General features: G+C 67.6%; 15 protein-coding genes. 9 read left to right on the top strand and 6 right to left on the bottom strand.

The window, feature by feature from the left end; translation table 11 throughout:
- Positions 1 to 48: 48 nt before the first annotated feature.
- Both AC06FE_RS14135 and AC06FE_RS14130 read right to left on the bottom strand, forming a co-directional pair.
- Positions 49 to 3,384: a PAS-domain containing protein gene (locus tag AC06FE_RS14135; protein WP_478073384.1), complete on the bottom strand. Its 3,336-nt coding sequence runs from the start codon at positions 3,382 to 3,384 to the stop codon at positions 49 to 51.
- 456 nt (positions 3,385 to 3,840) lie between these two features.
- Positions 3,841 to 6,081 carry a TonB-dependent receptor gene (locus AC06FE_RS14130; protein ID WP_478073383.1) on the bottom strand — a complete coding sequence of 747 codons (2,241 nt, stop codon included), beginning with the start codon at positions 6,079 to 6,081 and terminating at the stop codon, positions 3,841 to 3,843.
- Positions 6,082 to 6,242: 161 nt separating this feature from the next.
- Here AC06FE_RS14130 and AC06FE_RS14125 point away from each other — a divergent pair, with 161 nt between their 5' ends.
- On the top strand, positions 6,243 to 7,649 hold the full coding sequence (locus AC06FE_RS14125; RefSeq protein ID WP_478073382.1) for a GntP family permease: 1,407 nt from the start codon (positions 6,243 to 6,245) through the stop codon (positions 7,647 to 7,649).
- 593 nt (positions 7,650 to 8,242) lie between these two features.
- On the opposite strand, the gene AC06FE_RS14120 is transcribed toward AC06FE_RS14125, so the two are convergent.
- Entirely contained in the window at positions 8,243 to 8,650 is a 408-nt protein-coding gene (locus tag AC06FE_RS14120) for a ComEA family DNA-binding protein (protein WP_478073440.1), read from the bottom strand.
- A 136-nt stretch (positions 8,651 to 8,786) separates the two neighbouring features.
- On the opposite strand from AC06FE_RS14120, the gene AC06FE_RS14115 reads away from it, so the two are divergent.
- The 4 genes from AC06FE_RS14115 to murU all read left to right on the top strand — a co-directional run bounded on the left by AC06FE_RS14115 (position 8,787) and on the right by murU (position 12,406).
- The gene (locus AC06FE_RS14115; protein WP_192286486.1) at positions 8,787 to 10,280 is read left to right on the top strand and encodes a M20 family metallopeptidase; all 1,494 of its coding nucleotides are present in this window, start codon (positions 8,787 to 8,789) and stop codon (positions 10,278 to 10,280) included.
- A gap of 71 nt (positions 10,281 to 10,351) precedes the next feature.
- Positions 10,352 to 10,624 carry a GlsB/YeaQ/YmgE family stress response membrane protein gene (locus AC06FE_RS14110; RefSeq protein ID WP_313253911.1) on the top strand — a complete coding sequence of 91 codons (273 nt, stop codon included), beginning with the start codon at positions 10,352 to 10,354 and terminating at the stop codon, positions 10,622 to 10,624.
- 61 nt (positions 10,625 to 10,685) lie between these two features.
- Positions 10,686 to 11,696, top strand: coding sequence for an aminoglycoside phosphotransferase family protein (locus tag AC06FE_RS14105; RefSeq protein WP_478073381.1), 1,011 nt, complete (start codon positions 10,686 to 10,688; stop codon positions 11,694 to 11,696).
- Positions 11,693 to 12,406, top strand: a complete 714-nt coding sequence (gene murU, locus AC06FE_RS14100) for an N-acetylmuramate alpha-1-phosphate uridylyltransferase MurU (protein ID WP_478073380.1) — start codon at positions 11,693 to 11,695, stop codon at positions 12,404 to 12,406. Before AC06FE_RS14105 ends, murU begins: the two co-directional genes overlap by 4 nt.
- A gap of 120 nt (positions 12,407 to 12,526) precedes the next feature.
- Here murU and hda read toward each other — a convergent pair whose 3' ends face one another.
- The 3 genes from hda to AC06FE_RS14085 are packed head-to-tail and all read right to left on the bottom strand — an operon-like array spanning position 12,527 to position 15,533.
- Positions 12,527 to 13,231: a DnaA regulatory inactivator Hda gene (hda, locus tag AC06FE_RS14095; RefSeq protein WP_192286490.1), complete on the bottom strand. Its 705-nt coding sequence runs from the start codon at positions 13,229 to 13,231 to the stop codon at positions 12,527 to 12,529.
- The gene (locus AC06FE_RS14090; protein WP_478073379.1) at positions 13,228 to 14,403 is read right to left on the bottom strand and encodes an AI-2E family transporter; all 1,176 of its coding nucleotides are present in this window, start codon (positions 14,401 to 14,403) and stop codon (positions 13,228 to 13,230) included. The genes hda and AC06FE_RS14090 overlap by 4 nt, the downstream gene beginning before the upstream one ends.
- Positions 14,400 to 15,533, bottom strand: a complete 1,134-nt coding sequence (locus AC06FE_RS14085) for a DUF2066 domain-containing protein (protein ID WP_478073378.1) — start codon at positions 15,531 to 15,533, stop codon at positions 14,400 to 14,402. The genes AC06FE_RS14090 and AC06FE_RS14085 overlap by 4 nt, the downstream gene beginning before the upstream one ends.
- Before the next feature lie 97 nt (positions 15,534 to 15,630).
- Between AC06FE_RS14085 and purM the strand changes: the two genes are divergently transcribed.
- The 4 genes from purM to purN are packed head-to-tail and all read left to right on the top strand — an operon-like array spanning position 15,631 to position 18,470.
- On the top strand, positions 15,631 to 16,689 hold the full coding sequence (gene purM / locus AC06FE_RS14080) for a phosphoribosylformylglycinamidine cyclo-ligase (RefSeq protein ID WP_478073377.1): 1,059 nt from the start codon (positions 15,631 to 15,633) through the stop codon (positions 16,687 to 16,689).
- A 29-nt stretch (positions 16,690 to 16,718) separates the two neighbouring features.
- Positions 16,719 to 17,162: a hypothetical protein gene (locus AC06FE_RS14075; protein WP_478073376.1), complete on the top strand. Its 444-nt coding sequence runs from the start codon at positions 16,719 to 16,721 to the stop codon at positions 17,160 to 17,162.
- Between the two features lie 43 nt (positions 17,163 to 17,205).
- Complete coding sequence (locus AC06FE_RS14070; RefSeq protein WP_478073375.1) at positions 17,206 to 17,814, top strand: DUF2238 domain-containing protein; 609 nt, start codon at positions 17,206 to 17,208, stop codon at positions 17,812 to 17,814.
- Positions 17,811 to 18,470, top strand: coding sequence for a phosphoribosylglycinamide formyltransferase (purN, locus tag AC06FE_RS14065; RefSeq protein WP_132864749.1), 660 nt, complete (start codon positions 17,811 to 17,813; stop codon positions 18,468 to 18,470). The genes AC06FE_RS14070 and purN overlap by 4 nt, the downstream gene beginning before the upstream one ends.
- The last annotated feature ends 23 nt before the right edge of the window (positions 18,471 to 18,493 follow it).

The following is an 18,493-nucleotide window of genomic DNA, read 5'->3' as shown; positions in this document are numbered from 1 at the left end:
TTCCCGATCGCGTTGGGCCGGGGTTTCATCCCGGCCTGCGCCGCATCGCTATCGCTGCGTCACCGTCCGCGCCGCCAGCAGGCGGTCCAGGATCGACTTCAACGCCAACGGCCGCGCCGGCTTCTGCAGCAGGGTCAGCCCCTGCTCCAGCACGTCACGCCGCGTGGCCAGGCTGTCGTCCGCGCTGAGGATCAACGTCGGCCGGGCGCCGTAGCGCTCGGCCAGGCGCGCCTGCAGCGCCGTGCCGGTATCGCCGTCGTCCAGGTTGTAATCGAACAACCACAGCGCCACGGCCTGCCGTTCCATCGCCGCGACCGCATCGGCTTCACCGGATCCCTCGGCCACCGCGTAGCCCCAACCGCGCAGCAGTCCCGCCAACGCCGCCAATGCCGCCGGATCGTTGTCCACCACCAGCACCGGCGTGGCCTCCCCTGCGGGCGCGGCACGCTCGTGGAGTGCAACCGGCGGCGCCGATGCCGCCAGGACCGACACCGAGAAAACCGTGCCGCGCCCCCTGTCACTGCGCAGCCCCAGTGGTGCATGCAGCAGGCCGGCGATGCGGTCGGCGATCGCCAGCCCCAACCCCAGCCCCTGGCCGCTGGTTTCCTCACCGCGCCGGAACTCCTCGAAGATCCGGCGTTGCTCGCTGCGGGCGATGCCGGGCCCGGTGTCATGCACCTCGATGCGGATCCTGTCCGCTTCCCGCCGCACGCCCAGCAGCACGCCGCCGCGCGCGGTGTAGCGCACCGCATTGGCCAGGAAGTTCTGCAGCACCCGCCGCAACAGCTGCGGGTCGCTGTTCACCCACGTGCGGGTGGGCAGGTAATGGAAGGCCAGGCCGCGTGCCGTGGCCAGCGCGCGGAATTCCGAGGCCAGCGGGTCGAGCACCTCGGCCAGCGGCATGTCGCGCGGCTGCGGCACCAGTCCACCGGCCTCCAGCCGCGACATGTCGAACAAGCCGGTCAGCAGGTCCGTGGTCGAATCCAGCGCCCCCTGGATCTGCACCACGGCCTGCTGCTGCTCCCCGTCGTCCACCTGCTGTGCCAGACGGTCGGTGAACAGATGCGCCGCGTGCAGCGGTTGCAGCAGGTCATGGCCCACCGCGGCGAGGAAGCGGCTCTTGGCATCGTTGGCACGCTCGGCCTCGCGCTTGGCCGATTCCAGCAGCGCGGTGCGCTCGCCGACGCGCTGCTCCAGCGTTTCGTTGCTGCGCTTGAGCTCGCGCTCGCTGCGCCGGAAGGCGGTGACATCGGTGAACGTGGCCACGAAACCACCACCCGGCATCGGGTTGCCGCGGATCTCGACGATGCTGCCATCGGGAAACACGCGCTCGGTCAGGTGCGGCGTGCCGGCACGCATGAAGGCCAGGCGGCGGTCCACCGCGCGCTCGTCGCGCCCGCGTTGCGGCATCGCCTGCAATGCCCAGCGGGTCAGGTCCATGATCGGACGCCCCACCTGCAGCAGTTCCTCCGGAAAGCCGAACATCCGCGCATAGGGCCGGTTCCAGGCCACCAGGCGCTGGTCGCGGTCGATCACGCTGATGCCCTGGCTCATGTTCTGCAATGCCGCCTGCAGCACCTGCTGGCTGAAGCGCAGGTCCTGCGAGGCCTCGCTGACGATGGCGGCCACCGCCGCCAGCTCGCTGCTCTCCCGGCGCGCGGCATCCAGCAGCAGGCGCGCCGATGCCGCGCCGAGCACGGCGGACAATTCCCGTTCGACCCGCGCTTCGACCAGAGTCGGCACCGGGCCGCTGCGCGGCGCATCGGCAAGCAGCCGCTGGACCTGTTCCAGCGGCAGGAAGCGGCGCCCCGCATCGCGCAGTGCGTCGGCATCCAGGCTGCGGCTGGCGCGGTCGGGCGTATCGCGCCGCCATACCATCGCCAGCAACGTGACCGCGGTGCCCACGAACAGGCTGGCCCCCACTGCCCGCCCCAGCGGTGTCCATCCGGTCAGGCCGAACAGGCCCTGCGGCGCCAGCCACTGCCAGCCGAACGGGCCGTCCACCAGCCAGCCCGGTGCACGGCCGCTGCTTTCCAGCAGGGACGGCAACAGCAGCACCCACGCCCAGGTGAGGAAGCCGGCCAGCACGCCGGCGATGGCCGCACGCGGGGGCGTCTGCGGTCGCCAGATCGCAAAGCCCAGCACCGGCACCAAGGTGGCCAGCGCCGAGAACGAAATCCCGCCGATGTCGGCCAGCACGTTGCCGCCACCGATCAGACGGCTGTACGCCCATGCCAGCAGCATGATCAGGCAGATGCCGGCACGGCGCAGCCAGACCAGTTCGCGGCGATGGTCGCGTCCACCGGCACGCCGCCACGCACCGCGCAGCAGGCCCGGCGCGAACCAGTGGTTGCCGATCATCAGGCTCAGTGTCAGCGTGCTCACCACCACCATGCCGGTGGCCGCGCTCAGGCCGCCGAGGAAGGCAAACAGCGCGATCCCTTCGTGCCCGGCCGAGAACGGCAGCGCCAGCGTGTACATGTCAGACGGCACGCTGTTGCCCAGCAGCGCGGTGCCCGCGCGTGCCAATGGCAGGATCGGCAGCGCGATCAACAGCAGGTAGAGCGGGAACAGCCAGCGCGCGGTGCGTACATCGGCCGGGTCGCGGCACTCAACCACGCTGACATGGAACTGGTGCGGCAACAGGAACATCGCCAGCCCGCCCAGCAACATCAGCGGCACGAACCCGCCCCCGGGGGCATCGGCGGCCGGGGCTGGCATCGACGGCAGGCCCTTCAGCCCGAACCACACGAACAGGCCCAGCACCAGCATCGCGCACAGCTTGAACACCGACTCCACCGCCATCGCAAGCACCAGCCCGCGGTTGTGTTCGGACACATCCGCGCGCCGCGCACCAAACAGCATCGCGAACAGGGCCATCGCCAGCGCCACGTACAGGGCGCTGTCCTGCCAGGGCGAACCGCCCTGCCCGGCATCGACCGCACGCGAGGTGATCATGCCGAAGCTCATCGCCACCGCCTTCAACTGCAGCGCGATGTAGGGAATCAGGCCAAGCGCGGCCACCAACGTCACCGTCGCCGCCAGCCAGGCATCGCGCCCGAGCCGCGCGGCGATCAGGTCGGCCAGCGAGGTGGCATTGGTCTCGCGCGCAAGCCGCACCAGGCGCACCATCACGCCCATCGCCAGGGCGTAGAACAGGATGGCCCCGACGAAGGTCGGCGGCAGCGGCCAGCCATAGCGCGCGGCTTGCGTCACCGTCCCGTAGAAGGTCCACGAAGTGCAATGCACGGCCAACGACAACGCGTAGACATGCCGCCAATGCCGCGCGAATGCGGTCGGTCGGCGCTCGCCATACAGCGCCGCGCCGAACATCAGCGCCAACCAGGCCAGGCCCGCCAGCGCCACCGTCACCAGACTCAACATGTACGCCGCTTCCCCGAATGCATCGGCGCAGGATACGGAGTAAGCCCGCACCGCAGAAGGGCCATCCCTCACCCCAACCCCTCTCCCGCACGCGGGAGAGGGGCTCAGGTTTGCTTGGGCTGTGGCTTTAAAGCCTCTCTCCCGCACGCGGGAGATGGGCTCAGGTTTGCTTGGGCTGTGGCTTTAAATCCCCTCTCCCGCACGCGGGAAAGAGGGGCTCGGGTTTGCTTGGGCTGTGGCTTTGAAGCCCCTCTCCCGCAGGCGGGAGGGAGGGGCTCAGGTTTGCTTCGGCTGTGGCTTCAAAGCCCCTCTCCCGCAGGCGGGAGAGGGGTTGGGGTGAGGGCCGCTCTGGCACACGTACCCAAGAACGAACAAGGCCCTTCCCGCTACTGCGGGAAGGGCCATCGCTTCTGCTTCGATTCGCGTCCCGGTGCCGTCACCGGCCCTGGCGCTGCATCAGAAGTTGTAACGCACCGACACATACCAGTTGCGCGGCAGACCGTAGTACGCGGTCTGGATGTTGCCCACGCTGGCGAACTCCTGGCCTTCGGTCATGTACTGCTTGTCGGTCAGGTTGCGCACGCCCGCGCGCACCTGCCAGCTCATCTGCGGCGAATCCCACACGCCGTAGGCACCGAGCAGCGTGTACGCGTCCTGGCTCAACACGGCACGGTTGTCCACCGACAGCCAGGTCTCACTACGGTAGGACACATCACCGCCCAGCGTCAGGCTGCCGCTGTCACCCAGCGGAAACACGTGCTGCAGTGCCACGCGCGCGGTCCAGTCCGGCGAGAACGGCACGTGCACGTGGCTGACGTTCGGGTCGAAGCCCGGGTAGGACGGATCCAGGCGGAAGTCCTCGAACTTGTCGTACTTGGCGTCCATCCAGCCCACCTGCGCGCTCAGCGTGGTGGACTCACCCAGCAGCGCGCTGCCTTCCAGCTCGATGCCCTTGATGTTCAGCTTGGCGGCGTTCAACACCGGGAAGGTGCCCACGTCCTGCGACACACGGGCCTGGAAGTCGCTGTAGTTGCTGTAGAACGCCGCCGCGCTGCCGCGGAAGCGGTGGTCGGCCGAGCTGCCCTTCAGGCCCAGCTCGTAGGTCCACACGTATTCCGGATCGAACTTGGCATGCTCGGTGTCATACACGGTGTTGGCGCGACCATTGAAGCCGCCCGACTTGAAGCCGCGGTTGGCCGACACATAGCCCATCAGGTTGTCGCTGAAGGCCTTCTGCAGGCTGATCGACGGGGTCACGGCGGTCCACGATGCCTTTGCATCGAAGGCCACGGTGCCATTCAGGCCGGCGAACGGCGCACCCCAGAACGTGCTGGTGGAACGCTCGTAGTCCTTCTTGTCCTTGGTCCAGCGCACGCCGGCGGCCACGGTCCAGCTCGGCACGAACTCCCAGTTCACGTGGGCGAAGGCGGCCGTCGAGGTGGTGGTCAGGTCGTCGTCGATCGTGCGCAGGAACGGCACCTTGGCGCCCAGGAACGAGAACAGGTCATCGGCATACGCCTCCTGGTACGACGGCACGTTCTCCTTCATGTAGTACGCGCCGAAGGTGGCATGCAGGTTGGAACCATTGTCGTAATGGAGCTGGAATTCCTGGCTCTTCTGGTTCTGGTCCAGCGCCACCAGCACGTCGCCCAGCTCATACTCGGACGCATCGATGTCGATGTACGACTCGGTCTTGAGCTTGCGGTAGGAGCTGATGCTCTTCAGCGTCCACTGCTCGTTGATGTCCCAATCCATCGCCAGCGACGCACCGGAGTGCTTCAGGTACTGGCCCTGGCCATCGTCGAACGAGGTCCGCACGCGACGGTTCCATTCACCGGTTTCACCCGGCTTGAGCACGATCGCGCCGCCCGGCGCCAGGCTGGTCTGGACCAAGTTGGCCATCGGCCGGCCCAGGGTCAGCGCCGCATCCTGCTTGGTGGTATCCAGCGACAGCACCGCGCTGAAGTTGTCGGTCGGCTTGAAGGCCAGCTTCAGGCGCAGCGCTTCGGTGTCGTCGTCGTTGTAGCGCTTGCCGGTGTCGGCATCCTTCACGTAGCCGTCGTTGGTGATCTTGGCACCGGCGATGCTGCCGGCCACCGTATCGCTCAGCTGGCCGGACACGTAGAAGCGGCCTTCCAGGCGACCGTAGTCACCGGCGGTCACTTCCACCGCGCCGCCCTCGTTGTCGAACGGGTTCTTGGTGGTCAGCTTGATCGCGCCGCCGGTGGAGTTCTTGCCGTACAGCGTGCCCTGCGGGCCGCGCAGCACTTCCAGCTGCTGGATGTCGAACAGCGAGAACAGCGCGCCGTTGATGCGCGAGTAGTACACGTCATCGACGTACATGCCCACGCCCGGGTCGAAGGTCTGCAGGGCATCCGGCTGGCCGATGCCACGGATGAACACGTTGACGCTGTTGGCCGAGCCACGGCCCTGGGCGATGTTCATGTTTGGCACCGCGCCCTGCAGGCCCTCCACGGTCGAGGCCTGCAGGTCCTTGATCTGCTCTTCGCCGAAGGCGCTCACCGCCACCGGTACGTCCTGGATGGACTCGCTGCGACGGCGTGCCGTCACGGTCACTTCGTCCAGCTGCGTGGCCTGGGTGCCCGCCGCCGTGGCCTGCTGCTCCTGGGCCTGCACGAATGCGGCCGGCGCCAGCAGAATGCCGCCGATGGCCATGCTCAGATACTTGCGCTTCATTGGTCTCCCTCCTCCCGGGTATGACGCAGCGGCAATGGGATGCCGCCATGCTGCGCACGTTAACGACGCGTTAGCCGGCCGCGTATCGTCCCTTCGTACAGTGGGCCGGCCGCCCGCGCGTCCCGATACTCGCCGGCAACGTATTGGCCGGGGAGCCGTGGATGTCGTTTCTGATCGTATTGGCGGCCCTGTGCTTCCTGATGTTCGTGGCCTACCGCGGCTACAGCGTCATCCTGTTCGCCCCGGTGGCCGCGCTGGGCGCGGTGCTGCTGACCGACCCGCCCCTGGTCCAGCCGATGTTCACCGGCCTGTTCATGGACAAGATGGTCGGCTTCCTCAAGCTGTACTTCCCGGTATTCGTGCTCGGCGCGGTGTTCGGCAAGCTGATCGAGATCTCCGGGTTCTCCAAGTCCATCGTCAGCGCCACCATCAAGCTGGTCGGTGCCCAACGCGCGATGCTGTCGATCGTGCTGGTCTGCGCCGTGCTGACCTACGGCGGCGTGTCGCTGTTCGTGGTGGTGTTCGCGGTCTACCCGTTCGCGGCCGAACTGTTCCGCCAGAGCAACATCCCCAAGCGGCTGATCCCCGGCACCATCGCGCTGGGGGCCTTCAGCTTCACCATGGATGCCCTGCCGGGCACGCCGCAGATCCAGAACATCATCCCGTCGGCCTTCTTCGGCACCAACAGCTGGGCCGCCCCATGGTTGGGCGTGATCGGCACCGTGGTGATCATGCTGCTGGGCATGAGCTACCTGGAATGGCGCCGCCGTACCGCCATCGCCAAAGGCGAAGGCTATGCCGGCACCGGCGAGGAGCTGCGCAACGAGCCGGAGGCCTTCCGTGGCGACAAGCTGGCCCATCCGCTGCTGGCGATCCTGCCGCTGATCCTGGTCGGCGTCTCCAACTTCCTGTTCACCCGCTGGATCCCCGGTTTCTACGGTGAAACCCAGTCCTTCCTGCCGGCGGTCATCGGCAATCCGGCCCCGGTGGTGCAGGAGGTCTCCAAGATGGCCGCCATCTGGGCGGTACAGGGGGCGCTGCTGCTCGGCATCCTCAGCGTCATCGCCTTCGCCTGGAAGCCCGTGGTCACGGCCTTCGCCGAAGGCACCAAGTCGGCCATCGGCGGCGCCATGCTGGCCTCGATGAACACCGCCTCGGAGTACGGCTTCGGCGCGGTCATCGCCGCCCTGCCCGGCTTCCTGGTGGTCTCCAACGCCTTGGGCGCAATCCCCAACCCGCTGGTCAACGAAGCGGTGTCGGTCACCGCCATGGCCGGCATCACCGGCTCGGCCTCGGGCGGCATGAGCATCGCGCTGGCCGCGATGGCCGATAGCTTCATCGCCAATGCGCACGCCGCAGGCATCCCGATGGAAGTCCTGCACCGCGTAGCGGCCATGGCCTCCGGCGGCATGGATACGCTGCCGCACAACGGCGCGGTGATCACCGTGCTGGCCGTCACCGGCCTGACCCACCGCCAGTCCTACAAGGACATCTTCGCCATCACCCTGATCAAGACCCTGGCGGTATTCGCGATCATCGCGGTGTATTACATGACCGGGCTGGTTTGATACCGGAACAGGGAACTCCGAGCTCGGAATTCGGAATTCGGAAACGCTGCCATGTGATCGCAGGGCCGTGTCATTGCCCGCTCTGGCCCTGCGCCTCTTGCGGCTCGCGGCGTCAGCCATCACCGCCAGCGCTCAACAAACGCCCCCTCTACACCTCCCCTTCGCTGTACGGCAGGAAAGGAGCAGAACAGCAAAGGCAATGGCGGAAGCCAATTGCTCGCCACTGTTCGCGCCGCAGAAGGCAGGTAGAGAACCATTTTCACGCCATAGGCATGCGGCCGGATGAACGCCGATGGCCATGTCGCAGAGCCGGAGGTTTGCTCCGGAGGATTGCGAAGGGATGCCCGGATTGGCAACAAGCCACGCCTTTCCTGCAGCATTCCAGCATGCAATATTCCAGACACGAGAAAGGCGCCCCACGAGGCGCCTTCTGCTCCAACCAAGCCCAAAAAAGAACGCCCGGCTGCACGTCACTGTGCAACACCGGGCGATCTCACTTCCCTGTTGGCGTCCTGCCTATCCCCAGCGTCCTGGCCCTTTTGGGTTCCTGGTGGTCCGCCCTCCTGGCGGAACACGAATAAGTCACGTCCTTGTCAGCGCCTTTCGATCGGTTTGACTGCCGGTGTTCCTGCCGGCCTCCTGCTGTCGGCGGGGGCAGCTCCAGCCCTCGCCTCGATCAGGTCTCGATTCCGTTCGACCGTCTTCAGCCCGATTCCCTTCACCAGCGCCAGTTCCTCGACACTCTTGAAGGGGCCGTTTGCCTGTCGATGATCGATGATTGCCTGCGCCTTTGAGGGGCCGACATTCATCATCACCTGATCCAGCTCCGCCGCGGAGGCGGTGTTGATATCGACCCTGTCCGTGGCTTTCGCCGATAGGGTCAACACCAACGCCAGAACCAGTGACTTCAGCATCACGGTGAAAAGCTTCATCACTACTCCTTGTGGTTTGGGACCGCTCCCCGGCATTCCCGCCGGTGGAACAAGTGTTCCGCACCACATGAACATAGGCTATCCGTCACGCCTCGTTTACACAGCCGGCGAACATCCCGACGTCTTGTAGGAAAACCCCTACAAGGCCCATTCAAGGGCAGCGGGCGTAGAATGGTTGCACCTGACATTGCTACCGGAGATCCAGATGGACAGCGCCAAGATCGGCCAATTTCTCAGCGACAAGTGGGACAACGACATCGTCCCGCAATTGGTCGATTACATCCGTATCCCCAACAAGTCGCCGATGTTCGACGCCAACTGGGTCGCCAACGGCTACATGGACCAGGCCGTGGGCCTGATGGAGAACTGGGCCAAGGCGCAGAAGATCCCCGGCCTGCAGGTTGAAGTGGTGCGCCTGGAAGGCCGTACCCCGCTGATTTTCCTGGAGATCCCGGCCACCGGCCCGGAGACTGGCGACGACACCGTGCTGCTCTACGGCCACCTGGACAAGCAGCCGGAAATGACCGGTTGGGACGACGACCTGGGCCCGTGGAAGCCGGTGCTGCGCGGCGACAAGCTGTACGGCCGCGGTGGCGCCGATGACGGCTACGCCATCTTCGGCTCGCTGGCCGCCGTGCTCGCCCTGCAGGAGCAGGGCCTGCCCCACGCCCGCTGCGTGATCCTGATCGAAGCCTGCGAAGAATCCGGCTCCTACGACCTGCCGGCCTACGTCGACCACCTGGCCGACCGCATCGGCCAGCCGTCGCTGGTGGTCTGCCTGGATTCGGGCTGCGCCAACTACGACCAGCTGTGGTGCACCACCTCGCTGCGCGGCCTGACCGGCGGCAACTTCACCGTGAAGGTGCTCAACGAGGGCGTGCACTCCGGCGATGCCTCCGGCGTGGTGCCGTCCAGCTTCCGCCTGCTGCGCCAGCTGCTCTCGCGCATCGAGGACGAAAAGACCGGGCGCATCCTGCTCGACGGCCTGCACACCGAGATCCCGGCCGAACGCCTGGAGCAGGCCAAGCGCGCCGCCGAGGTGGTCGATACCGCCATCTTCGACAAGTTCCCGCTGGTCGATGGCCTCAAGCCGATGAACGACGACCTGACCGAGCTGGTGCTCAACCGCACCTGGCGCCCGGCGCTGTCGGTGACCGGCATTGGTGGCATGCCGCCGCTGGAATCGGCCGGCAACGTGCTGCGCCCTGAAACGGCGGTGAAGCTGTCGCTGCGCCTGCCGCCGACCGCCAACGGCAAGGCCTGCGGCGAGCTGCTCAAGGAAGCGCTGCTGCGTGACCCGCCGAACGGCGCACACGTCAGCCTGGACCTGGAAAAGGCCTCCACCGGCTGGAATGCGCCGGCGATGGCGCCGTGGCTGGAGAAGTCCATCGACGACGCCAGCCAGGCCTTCTTCGGCAAGCCGGCCATGTACATGGGCGAAGGCGGCTCGATCCCGTTCATGGGCATGCTGGGCGAGAAGTTCCCGGGCGCGCAGTTCATGATCACCGGCGTGCTCGGCCCGCACTCCAACGCGCACGGCCCGAACGAGTTCCTGCACATCCCGATGGGCAAGCGCGTGACCTCGTGCGTGTCCAAGGTGCTGTTCGACCACCACGCGGCCAGCCTGCGCGGCGAGACCAGCGGCTCCAAGGTGCATGCCGACAGCGGCACCCGCCACGGCGGCCACGGCTGCTGCTGAGCCCGGCCGGCTTGATGACGGACGCAGCCCGGCCTTGCTAGGCTGCGTCTTTCCTTCTGGCAGGCACGCACATGAGCGGACTGTTTGGCAGTGACAGCTGGCTGTACATCATCCTGATCGGCTTCTTCGTCGGCCTGCTGGGGCGGTTCTTCATGCCCGGCAACAACCGCATGGGCTGCCTGCTGACCATCGTGCTCGGCATTGCTGGTGCCGTGTTCGCCGGCTGGTTCGGCCGCGAGATGGGCTGGTACTCGGCGGGACAGCCGGCCGGCTTCCTCGGCGCCATCATCGGTGCAGTCGCCATCCTCGCCCTGCTGCGGCTGATCAGCGGCAACAAGCGCTGAGCCTTCCCGCCGCATTCCCTGATTCCCGGCGTCGCATGGCGCCGTTTTGACGTACCCGTCCATGACCGATCCCGCTACCGACCCGCTGCGCGCGCAGCAGCGCCTGCACTGGGCACGTACCGCCCTGGGCGATGCCGATGCCGCGCTGGAGCGCGCCTCGGTCGACGCCGGCTTCCGCAGCTACTGGCGTGCCACCGGCGCACGCGGCAGCCACATCGTGATGGATTCGCCGCCTGGGCTGGAAGACGTCACGCCCTGGCTGCGCATGCATGACCTGCTCGCCCCGCATGGCGTGCGGGTGCCGCAGGTGCTTGCCCGCGACGTCGACAACGGCTTCCTGCTGCTGGAAGACCTCGGCGTGCCCACCCTCGCCCGCCACATCAACGAAGACAACGCCGATGCCTGGTTCGAGGCGGCCTTCGACCAGTTGATCCGGCTGCAGTCGATCCCGGTCCCGGAGGGGCTCGGCGTGTTCGGCGAAGCGCTGTTGCAACGCGATGCCGGCCTGTTCGACGAGTGGTTCCTGCGCAAGCACCTTGGCCTGCAACTGGACTGTGGTGAGGTCGACCAGCTTCAGCAGGTCCAGCGCCGCCTGATGGACAACGCGCTCAACCAGCCGCAGGTGCTCACCCACCGTGACTTCATGCCGCGCAACCTGATGCCCGTCGGCAACACGCTGGCGGTGCTGGATTTCCAGGACCTGGTGCGCGGGCCGATCGCCTACGACCCGGTCAGCCTGTTCAAGGACGCGTTCCTGAGCTGGCCGCTGGCACGCGTGGATGGCTGGCTGGCGCGCTACCACGCCCGCGCGCAGGAAGCCGGCCTGCCGGTGCGGCCGTGGCCGTTGTTCCTGCGCGATGCCGACTGGATGGGCGTGCAGCGCCACCTCAAGATCCTGGGCCTGTTCGTGCGCCTGCGCGACCGCGACCACAAGCCGCACTACTACGCCGACGCACCGCGCTTCCTCCGCTACCTGGACGAAGTGCTGCCACGCCATCCGGAGCTGGCGCCGCTGCACGACCTGTTCGAGCGCCGCATCAAGCCGGCGCTGGCCGCCAGGGGCGAGACATGAAGGCGCTGATCTTCGCCGCGGGCCTGGGCGAACGCATGCGCCCGCTGACCGACCACACGCCCAAGCCGCTGTTGGCGGTCGCCGGCACACCATTGATCGAATGGCACCTGCAGCGCCTGGCCGCATTGGGGATCGACGAGGTGGTGATCAACACCAGTTGGCTCGCCGAGCAGTTTCCCCGGCAGCTCGGCGATGGCAGCCGCTGGGGGCTGCGCCTGCATTTCAGTTACGAAGGCCCAACGCCACTGGAGACCGGCGGCGGCATGTGCAACGCACTGCCCCTGCTCGGCGATGCGCCGTTCATCGCGGTCAATGGCGATATCTGGAGCGATTTCGATTTCGCGCGCCTGCCGTCCACGCTGGACGGCCTGGCGCACCTGGTGATGGTCGACAACCCGGCGCATCACCCACGCGGGGACTTCATCCTTGGCCCGGATAGCCAACTGCGCGATGACGGTGATGCCCCACGGCTGACCTTCGCCGGCATCGGCCTGTACCGGCCGTCACTGCTGCAGGACTGGCAAACCGTGATTGGTGATGTCCAAGGCAGCGACGCGGTGCCACCACGTTTCAAGCTGGCGCCGTTGCTGCGTGCGGCGATGGCGCAGGAAGCGGTCAGCGGCCAGCACCATGCCGGTGCCTGGACCGACGTGGGTACGCCGCAGCGGCTGCAGCAACTGGATGCGTGGCTGCGCGGTACTGGCGGCTGAAACCGGCGTTGCGGGAGTGGCGTGGCAGGTGCTTTCAAGTCAATCCCGGGGCGCTTACCCCGCCCCAACGACCAATAGAACAGCAACACGGGAGTTCCATCCCAGCCCAGGCGGTCGGACTTACTCGCCGCTACCCGCTTCCAGCACGCGCTTGAGGAACGGCACGGTGATGCGCCGCTTGGCCGCCAGCGATTCGCGGTCCAGTTTCTCCAACAGCGTCACCAGCCCGCTCAGGTCGCGACCGGTGCGGTTCAGCAGCCAGTCCAGCGTGGCCTCGTCCATCACCAGCCCACGCCGCACCGAACGCTCGCGCAGCACCGCCGCGCGGCCTTCGTCGTCCAGCGGGTCGAGCATGATGCGCCCGCATTGCGACAGCCGCGAGCGCAGGTCCGGCAGCACCAGCCCCAGCGCGTCGGGCGTGCAGCGCGCGGTGTACAACAGGGTCACATCGGCCGCGCGCGCGCGGTTGTGGAACTCGAACAGGGTGACTTCCTGCTCGCGGCGGCCGGCGATGTACTCCAGCCCGTCCAGCGCCACCACGTCATGGCCTTCCAGGGCTTCCAGCGCCTCGTCCAGGCGCTTGCCGGCCGCCTGCAGCGGCAGGTAGGCCGGGCGACGCCCGGCTTCCAGCGCGGCGGCACAGGTGGCCAGCGACAAATGCGTCTTGCCGGTGCCACCGGCACCGGCAAGGAAGATCCAGTCGTGGCTGCTGCCGACGGCAAGCGCGCGCAACTGGGCCAGCGCGCCATCCGGCGCGCCGATGAACGTCTCGAATCGCTGGTCAGGCGGATAGCGCAAGGCCAGCGGCAACTGCGGCACACTCACTTCGGTTCTACATCCTTCGACACGATGGCCAGTTCCGTCGGGGCATCACTGCTCCGCGGGTCCAGCACGATCGTCGGCCCATGGCCTGCGTACAACTCACTCTGGCGATAACGTTCGTGCGCGTAGCGCAGCAGCACGTTGATCACGGCTGCCGCCGGCAGGGCCAGCAGCATCCCCAGGAAACCAAACAACTGACCACCGGCCATCACCGCGAAGATCACCGCCACCGGGTGCAGGCCGATCTTGTCGCCGACGATACGTGGGGTCAGCACGTAGCTTTCCAAGAGCTGGCCGACGGTGAACACCACGCCCACCAGCACCAGCAGCTTCAGGTCGAACCCCTGCGCCTGCACCAGCGCGGCCAGCACCGCCATGACCACGCCGGTGGTCGCGCCCAGGTACGGGATGAAGCTGATCAGGCCAGCCACGATGCCGATCAGCAGGCCCAGCTTGAGCCCCACCACCGACAGGCCCACCGCATACACCACGCCCAGCGCGATCATCACCGCGATCTGCCCGCGGATGAACGCCCCGAGCACCTCGTCCGATTCCTTGGCCAACCGCGAGACGGTTTCGATGTGGTTGCGCGGGATCACCGACGCCACCCGCTCCACCAGCTTGTCCCAGTCACGCAGGAAGTAGTACGCCAGGATCGGCAGCAGCGCCAGGTTGACCACCCAGGCCACCATCGCGAAACCCGAGCGCGACAGGTAGCCGAAGAAAGTGCTGGCCACGCCGCCGGCCTGCTGCCAGTGGCTGCGGATCCAATCGATCAGGCGGTCCGGGTCCAGCCAGCCCATCAGCTCAAGGCCGGTCTTGGCCTCGACCCACGGGATCGCCGTGCCCATCAACCAGGCCTGGCCCTGCGGCAACGCGGCCACCAGGGTGGTGATCTGGCGCTCGATCATCGGCACCAGGATCAGCAGCGCCAACACCAGCAACAGCACCATCAGCGCGAACACCATGACCACCGCGGTATTGCGCGAGCGGCCACGCGCCTCCAGCCGGTCCACCAGCGGGTCGCCCAGCCAGCCCAGCATCAGCGCGACCACGAACGGGGTCAGGATCGGCGCCAGCAGCCACATCACCCACAAGCCGAACGCGGAGAGCACCATCCATTTCAGGCGGCGCAGGAACAGTGCGATTTCTGCTTCCGGGGTTTCGGTGCTCATCGAATGCGGTACTCGCCCTGCTTGCTGCCGGTGTCGGTGCCTTCGGTCGCATCGCCGTCCTGGACCGCCTGGCCAACCGGCTGCAGCGGCGAATTCTGGCCCAGCATGCGGTTCAGGCCCGGCAGGCCGGTCATCAGCTCCACGTCCAGCTCCAGCCGGTCACCGTTGGCCTGGACCGGGATGATCGACTTGACCACGGCCGCGCCCTGCAGCGCGGAGGCTGCCCGCAGGTAGTCGTCGGCACCGCGGATGCCGTTGATCGCGATGCGGTACGTGCCCGCCGCGCCGGCCACCGGGGCCTTGGCGTAGCGACGCACCAACGCATCGGCGACACCGTCGGCGCCACCGGCCATCGCGCGGCGGGCATCGCCATCACGGGTGGTCCACTTGGACAGTTCGCGGCCGTTGTCGACGAACACCCAATCGGCCTGCCAACCGCCACCGCCGGCGCGGTAGAGCTTGCCCACCAGCTGCATCGGCGGCGCGTAGCGCGCCGAGGCGCGTGCGACCGCGGTGGTGTCCTGGCGCCAGATCGCGCCGACCAGCGCCTGCTCGGCGGCGCCGCCGGCCGGCAGTCCCAGCCGGTAGCCGCGCTCGATCGCGCGGTCCAGCAACGGGCGGGCCGCATTGGCCTGCTGGGTGCCGACCAGGCGCGGGCCGCTGCCATCGTCGATGGCCAGCCAGATCACCGGCTTGGGCCGTGGCTGCGGCCAGACCGGCAGGCCCAGCGCGGCGACCAGCCCGTCCACGTCGTCCTGGCGGAAGCGCGCGACCAGCATGGTCCGGTAGCTCGGCGCACCGCTGGCGCCGACGCTCTGGTCCTGGCGGTAGTCGTAGCTCTCGACCATGTCCTTGGCGCTGCGCAGCGCCTGCGCCACGCCCGGGCGGGTCATCGCGGCGCGGTCACCGGACAACTTGCCCAGCACCGCGCCCAGCGCGCGCGCCAGCGCACCGCCGCGGTCGGCGTCGCTCTGGCTGTTGACCGGCACTTCGGCCTCGTAGGTGCCGCTGGCATTGGCGACGTCCCCTTCGGTACGCATGCCCGACTGGGCCAGCGCACCGCCGCCCAAGGGCAGGCAGAGCGCCAGAAACAGGATTGTGACCAGGCTGCGACGCATTGAATATTCCATTGCTCGACGGTTCCGGGGGGAATTGTTGCCCGAATGGGGCCTTCGCGCCAACGTGGCCTGTTAAAATCAACCGTTCACCCCGCCAGCGCAGCCGACCGTGACCAGCACCCCGACTTCCGCCAACTCTCCCCTCACCTACCGTGACGCCGGTGTCGACATCGACGCGGGCAATGAACTGGTGGAGCGCATCAAGCCCTTGGTCAAGCGCAGCTTCCGCCCGGAGGTGATGGGCGGGCTGGGCGGCTTCGGCGCCCTGTTCGACCTGTCCAACAAGTACCGCGAGCCGGTGCTGGTGTCCGGTACCGACGGCGTCGGCACCAAGCTGAAGCTGGCCCAGCAGCTGGGCCGCCATGACACGATCGGCATCGACCTGGTCGCCATGTGCGTCAACGACGTGCTGGTGCAGGGCGCCGAGCCGCTGTTCTTCCTGGATTACTTCGCCACCGGCAAGCTGGACATCGACACCGCCGCCGCGGTGGTGGGCGGCATCGCCCATGGCTGCACCGAAGCCGGTTGCGCCCTGATCGGCGGCGAAACCGCCGAAATGCCGGACATGTACGCCCCGGGCGAATACGACCTGGCCGGGTTCACCGTCGCGGCCGTGGAAAAGAGCGAGCTGAAGGACGGCTCGGCCGTGCAGCAGGGCGACGTGCTGATCGGCATCGCCTCCTCCGGCCCGCACTCCAACGGCTACTCGCTGGTCCGCCGCATCTACGAGCGTGCCGGCAGCCCGGCCGAGCTGGTGCTGGAGAACGGCGTGAAGCTGGTCGATGCGCTGATGGCGCCGACCCGCCTGTACGTCAAGCCGCTGCTGTCGCTGCTCAAGGAACACGGCACCGCCATCCACGGCATGGCCCACATCACCGGTGGCGGCCTGACCGAGAACATCATCCGCGTGGTACCCGAAGGCCTGGGCCTGGACATCGACGCGCGCAGCTGGACGCTGCCGCCGGTGTTCCAGTGGCTGCAGCGCGAAGGCAACGTCGCCGACAGCGAGATGTGGCGCACCTTCAACTGCGGCATCGGGTTCGTGCTGCTGGTGCCGGCCGACCAGGTCGCCGCCATCAACGCCTCGCTCGACGCCCTGGAACTGGCGCACTGGCAGATCGGCGAGGTGGTCGCGGCCACCGGCACCGAACGCGTGCGCATCGGCTGAAGCCCCTCCCGACCCACAAGGTGCCACTCATGGACGCAGTGAACGCCCCCGTTCCGCCGCCACACGACCTGCCCGCAGAGGACGCCAACCATCTGCGCCTGCTGTCGATCTTCCACTACGTGCTGGCGGGCTTCACCGGCTTGTTCTCGCTGTTCCCCGTCCTGCACCTGGTGCTGGGGCTGGCCATGGTGTCGGGCAAGTTGCCGGCGGACGCGAACAACCCCAACGCGGAGCTCGAGCCGCAGCTGGTTGGCTGGTTCTTCGTCGCCTTCGCCGGCATCTTCATCACCTGCGGGCTGACCCTGGCCGGCTTCATGGTCTACGCCGGGCGCTGCCTGGCGCAGCGCCGGCGCCATACACTGTGCCTGGTGGTGGCCGGCATCTCCTGCATGATGATGCCGTTCGGCACGGTCCTGGGTGTATTCACCCTGATCGTGCTGTTGCGCCCCCAGATCAAGGCGGCCTTTGCTTGAACCCTGTCCTGTCGCTGCCTTCCCCGCTGCGGGGCCGCCTCGCATGAACACCGCCAAGAAACTCGCCTTCGGCGCCGTGCTGGCGGTGTTCGTTGCCACCTGGATAAAGCCGCTGTGGCCGCTGGAGCAGTCACTGCACAGTTCGCTGACCATCCTTGGCCTGGCCGGCCTGTGGTGGGTGGACCGGCGCTGGCGCCTGGGCAATGGCGCCTTCGCGGCGATCTGCGGCTTCATCGCCATCCATTGCATTGCCGCCCGCTGGCTGTACTCCAACATTCCCTATGACCAGTGGCTGCAGTCGCTGGTGGGCTGGTCGCCGGACGCCGCCTTCGGCTGGAAGCGCAACCATTTCGACCGGCTGATCCATTTCCTGTACGGGGTGTGCTTCACCCCGGCGCTGGTCCAGCTGGTCCGCCATGCCTGGCCCCGGCTCCGTTTCGGGCACGCCTTCACCCTCGCGGTGATGACGATCATGTGCTCGAGCCTGGTCTACGAGTGGTTCGAATGGGGCATCGCGCTGGCGCTGTCCCCCGACGCGGCCGAGGCCTACAACGGCCAGCAGGGCGATCCCTGGGATGCCCATGCCGACATGCTGCTGGCCACGCTGGGCAGCCTGCTGGTCTGGCCATTGGCCCGCAAGGCGCTTGCATGAACACCCGTTCACGCATCGCCGTGCTGGCGTCCGGTCGCGGCAGCAACCTGCAATGCCTGCTGGACGCCATTGCCGGCGGCCAGCTGGATGCCGAGATCGTCGGCGTGCTGTCCGACAAACCGGCCGCGGCCGCCCTGGGAAAGGTACCGCCAGCCCTGCGCTGGGCACGCTCGCCGCGCGAATTCGACAACCGCGAGGCCTTCGACGCCGCGCTGGGGGATGCCCTCGCCGCCTGCCGGCCCGACTGGGTCATCTGCGCCGGCTACATGCGCATCCTCGGCGCCGCGTTCGTGCAACGCTTCCAGGGCCGCCTGGTCAACATCCACCCGTCGCTGCTGCCATTGCACAAGGGCCTGGATACCCACGCCCGGGCAATCGAGGCCGGGGATGCCGAGCACGGCGCCAGTGTCCACTTCGTGGTTCCTGAACTGGATGCCGGCAACGTCATCGCCCAGGCACGGGTACCGGTGCTGGCCGGCGACAGCGCCGAGCAGCTGGCCCGGCGCGTGCTGGCGGTCGAACACCCACTGCTGCTGGCAACCGCCCGGCTGCTGGTCGCCGGACGCGTAGCTGAACAGGGAGGCATCATCCAGCTGGATGGTCAGTCCCTGCTCAGCCCGCTACGCCTAGATTCCGACGGCACGCTGGCTGGCTGATCCCGACATGGCGCTGACCCGCG

Source organism: Stenotrophomonas sp. Steno-C18, assembly GCF_056393195.1.
This window is presented reverse-complemented; position numbering and strand designations above follow the sequence as displayed.

Bases quoted from the DNA above. Each gene is read 5' to 3' on its own strand.
- AC06FE_RS14135 (WP_478073384.1), bottom strand. From the start codon at position 3,384: ATGTTGAGTCTGGTGACGGTGGCGCTGGCGGGCCTGGCCTGGTTGGCG.
- AC06FE_RS14130 (WP_478073383.1), bottom strand. From the start codon at position 6,081: ATGAAGCGCAAGTATCTGAGCATGGCCATCGGCGGCATTCTGCTGGCG.
- AC06FE_RS14125 (WP_478073382.1), top strand. From the start codon at position 6,243: ATGTCGTTTCTGATCGTATTGGCGGCCCTGTGCTTCCTGATGTTCGTG.
- AC06FE_RS14120 (WP_478073440.1), bottom strand. From the start codon at position 8,650: ATGTGGTGCGGAACACTTGTTCCACCGGCGGGAATGCCGGGGAGCGGT.
- AC06FE_RS14115 (WP_192286486.1), top strand. From the start codon at position 8,787: ATGGACAGCGCCAAGATCGGCCAATTTCTCAGCGACAAGTGGGACAAC.
- AC06FE_RS14110 (WP_313253911.1), top strand. From the start codon at position 10,352: ATGAGCGGACTGTTTGGCAGTGACAGCTGGCTGTACATCATCCTGATC.
- AC06FE_RS14105 (WP_478073381.1), top strand. From the start codon at position 10,686: ATGACCGATCCCGCTACCGACCCGCTGCGCGCGCAGCAGCGCCTGCAC.
- murU (WP_478073380.1), top strand. From the start codon at position 11,693: ATGAAGGCGCTGATCTTCGCCGCGGGCCTGGGCGAACGCATGCGCCCG.
- AC06FE_RS14090 (WP_478073379.1), bottom strand. From the start codon at position 14,403: ATGAGCACCGAAACCCCGGAAGCAGAAATCGCACTGTTCCTGCGCCGC.
- AC06FE_RS14085 (WP_478073378.1), bottom strand. From the start codon at position 15,533: ATGGAATATTCAATGCGTCGCAGCCTGGTCACAATCCTGTTTCTGGCG.
- AC06FE_RS14075 (WP_478073376.1), top strand. From the start codon at position 16,719: ATGGACGCAGTGAACGCCCCCGTTCCGCCGCCACACGACCTGCCCGCA.
- AC06FE_RS14070 (WP_478073375.1), top strand. From the start codon at position 17,206: ATGAACACCGCCAAGAAACTCGCCTTCGGCGCCGTGCTGGCGGTGTTC.
- purN (WP_132864749.1), top strand. From the start codon at position 17,811: ATGAACACCCGTTCACGCATCGCCGTGCTGGCGTCCGGTCGCGGCAGC.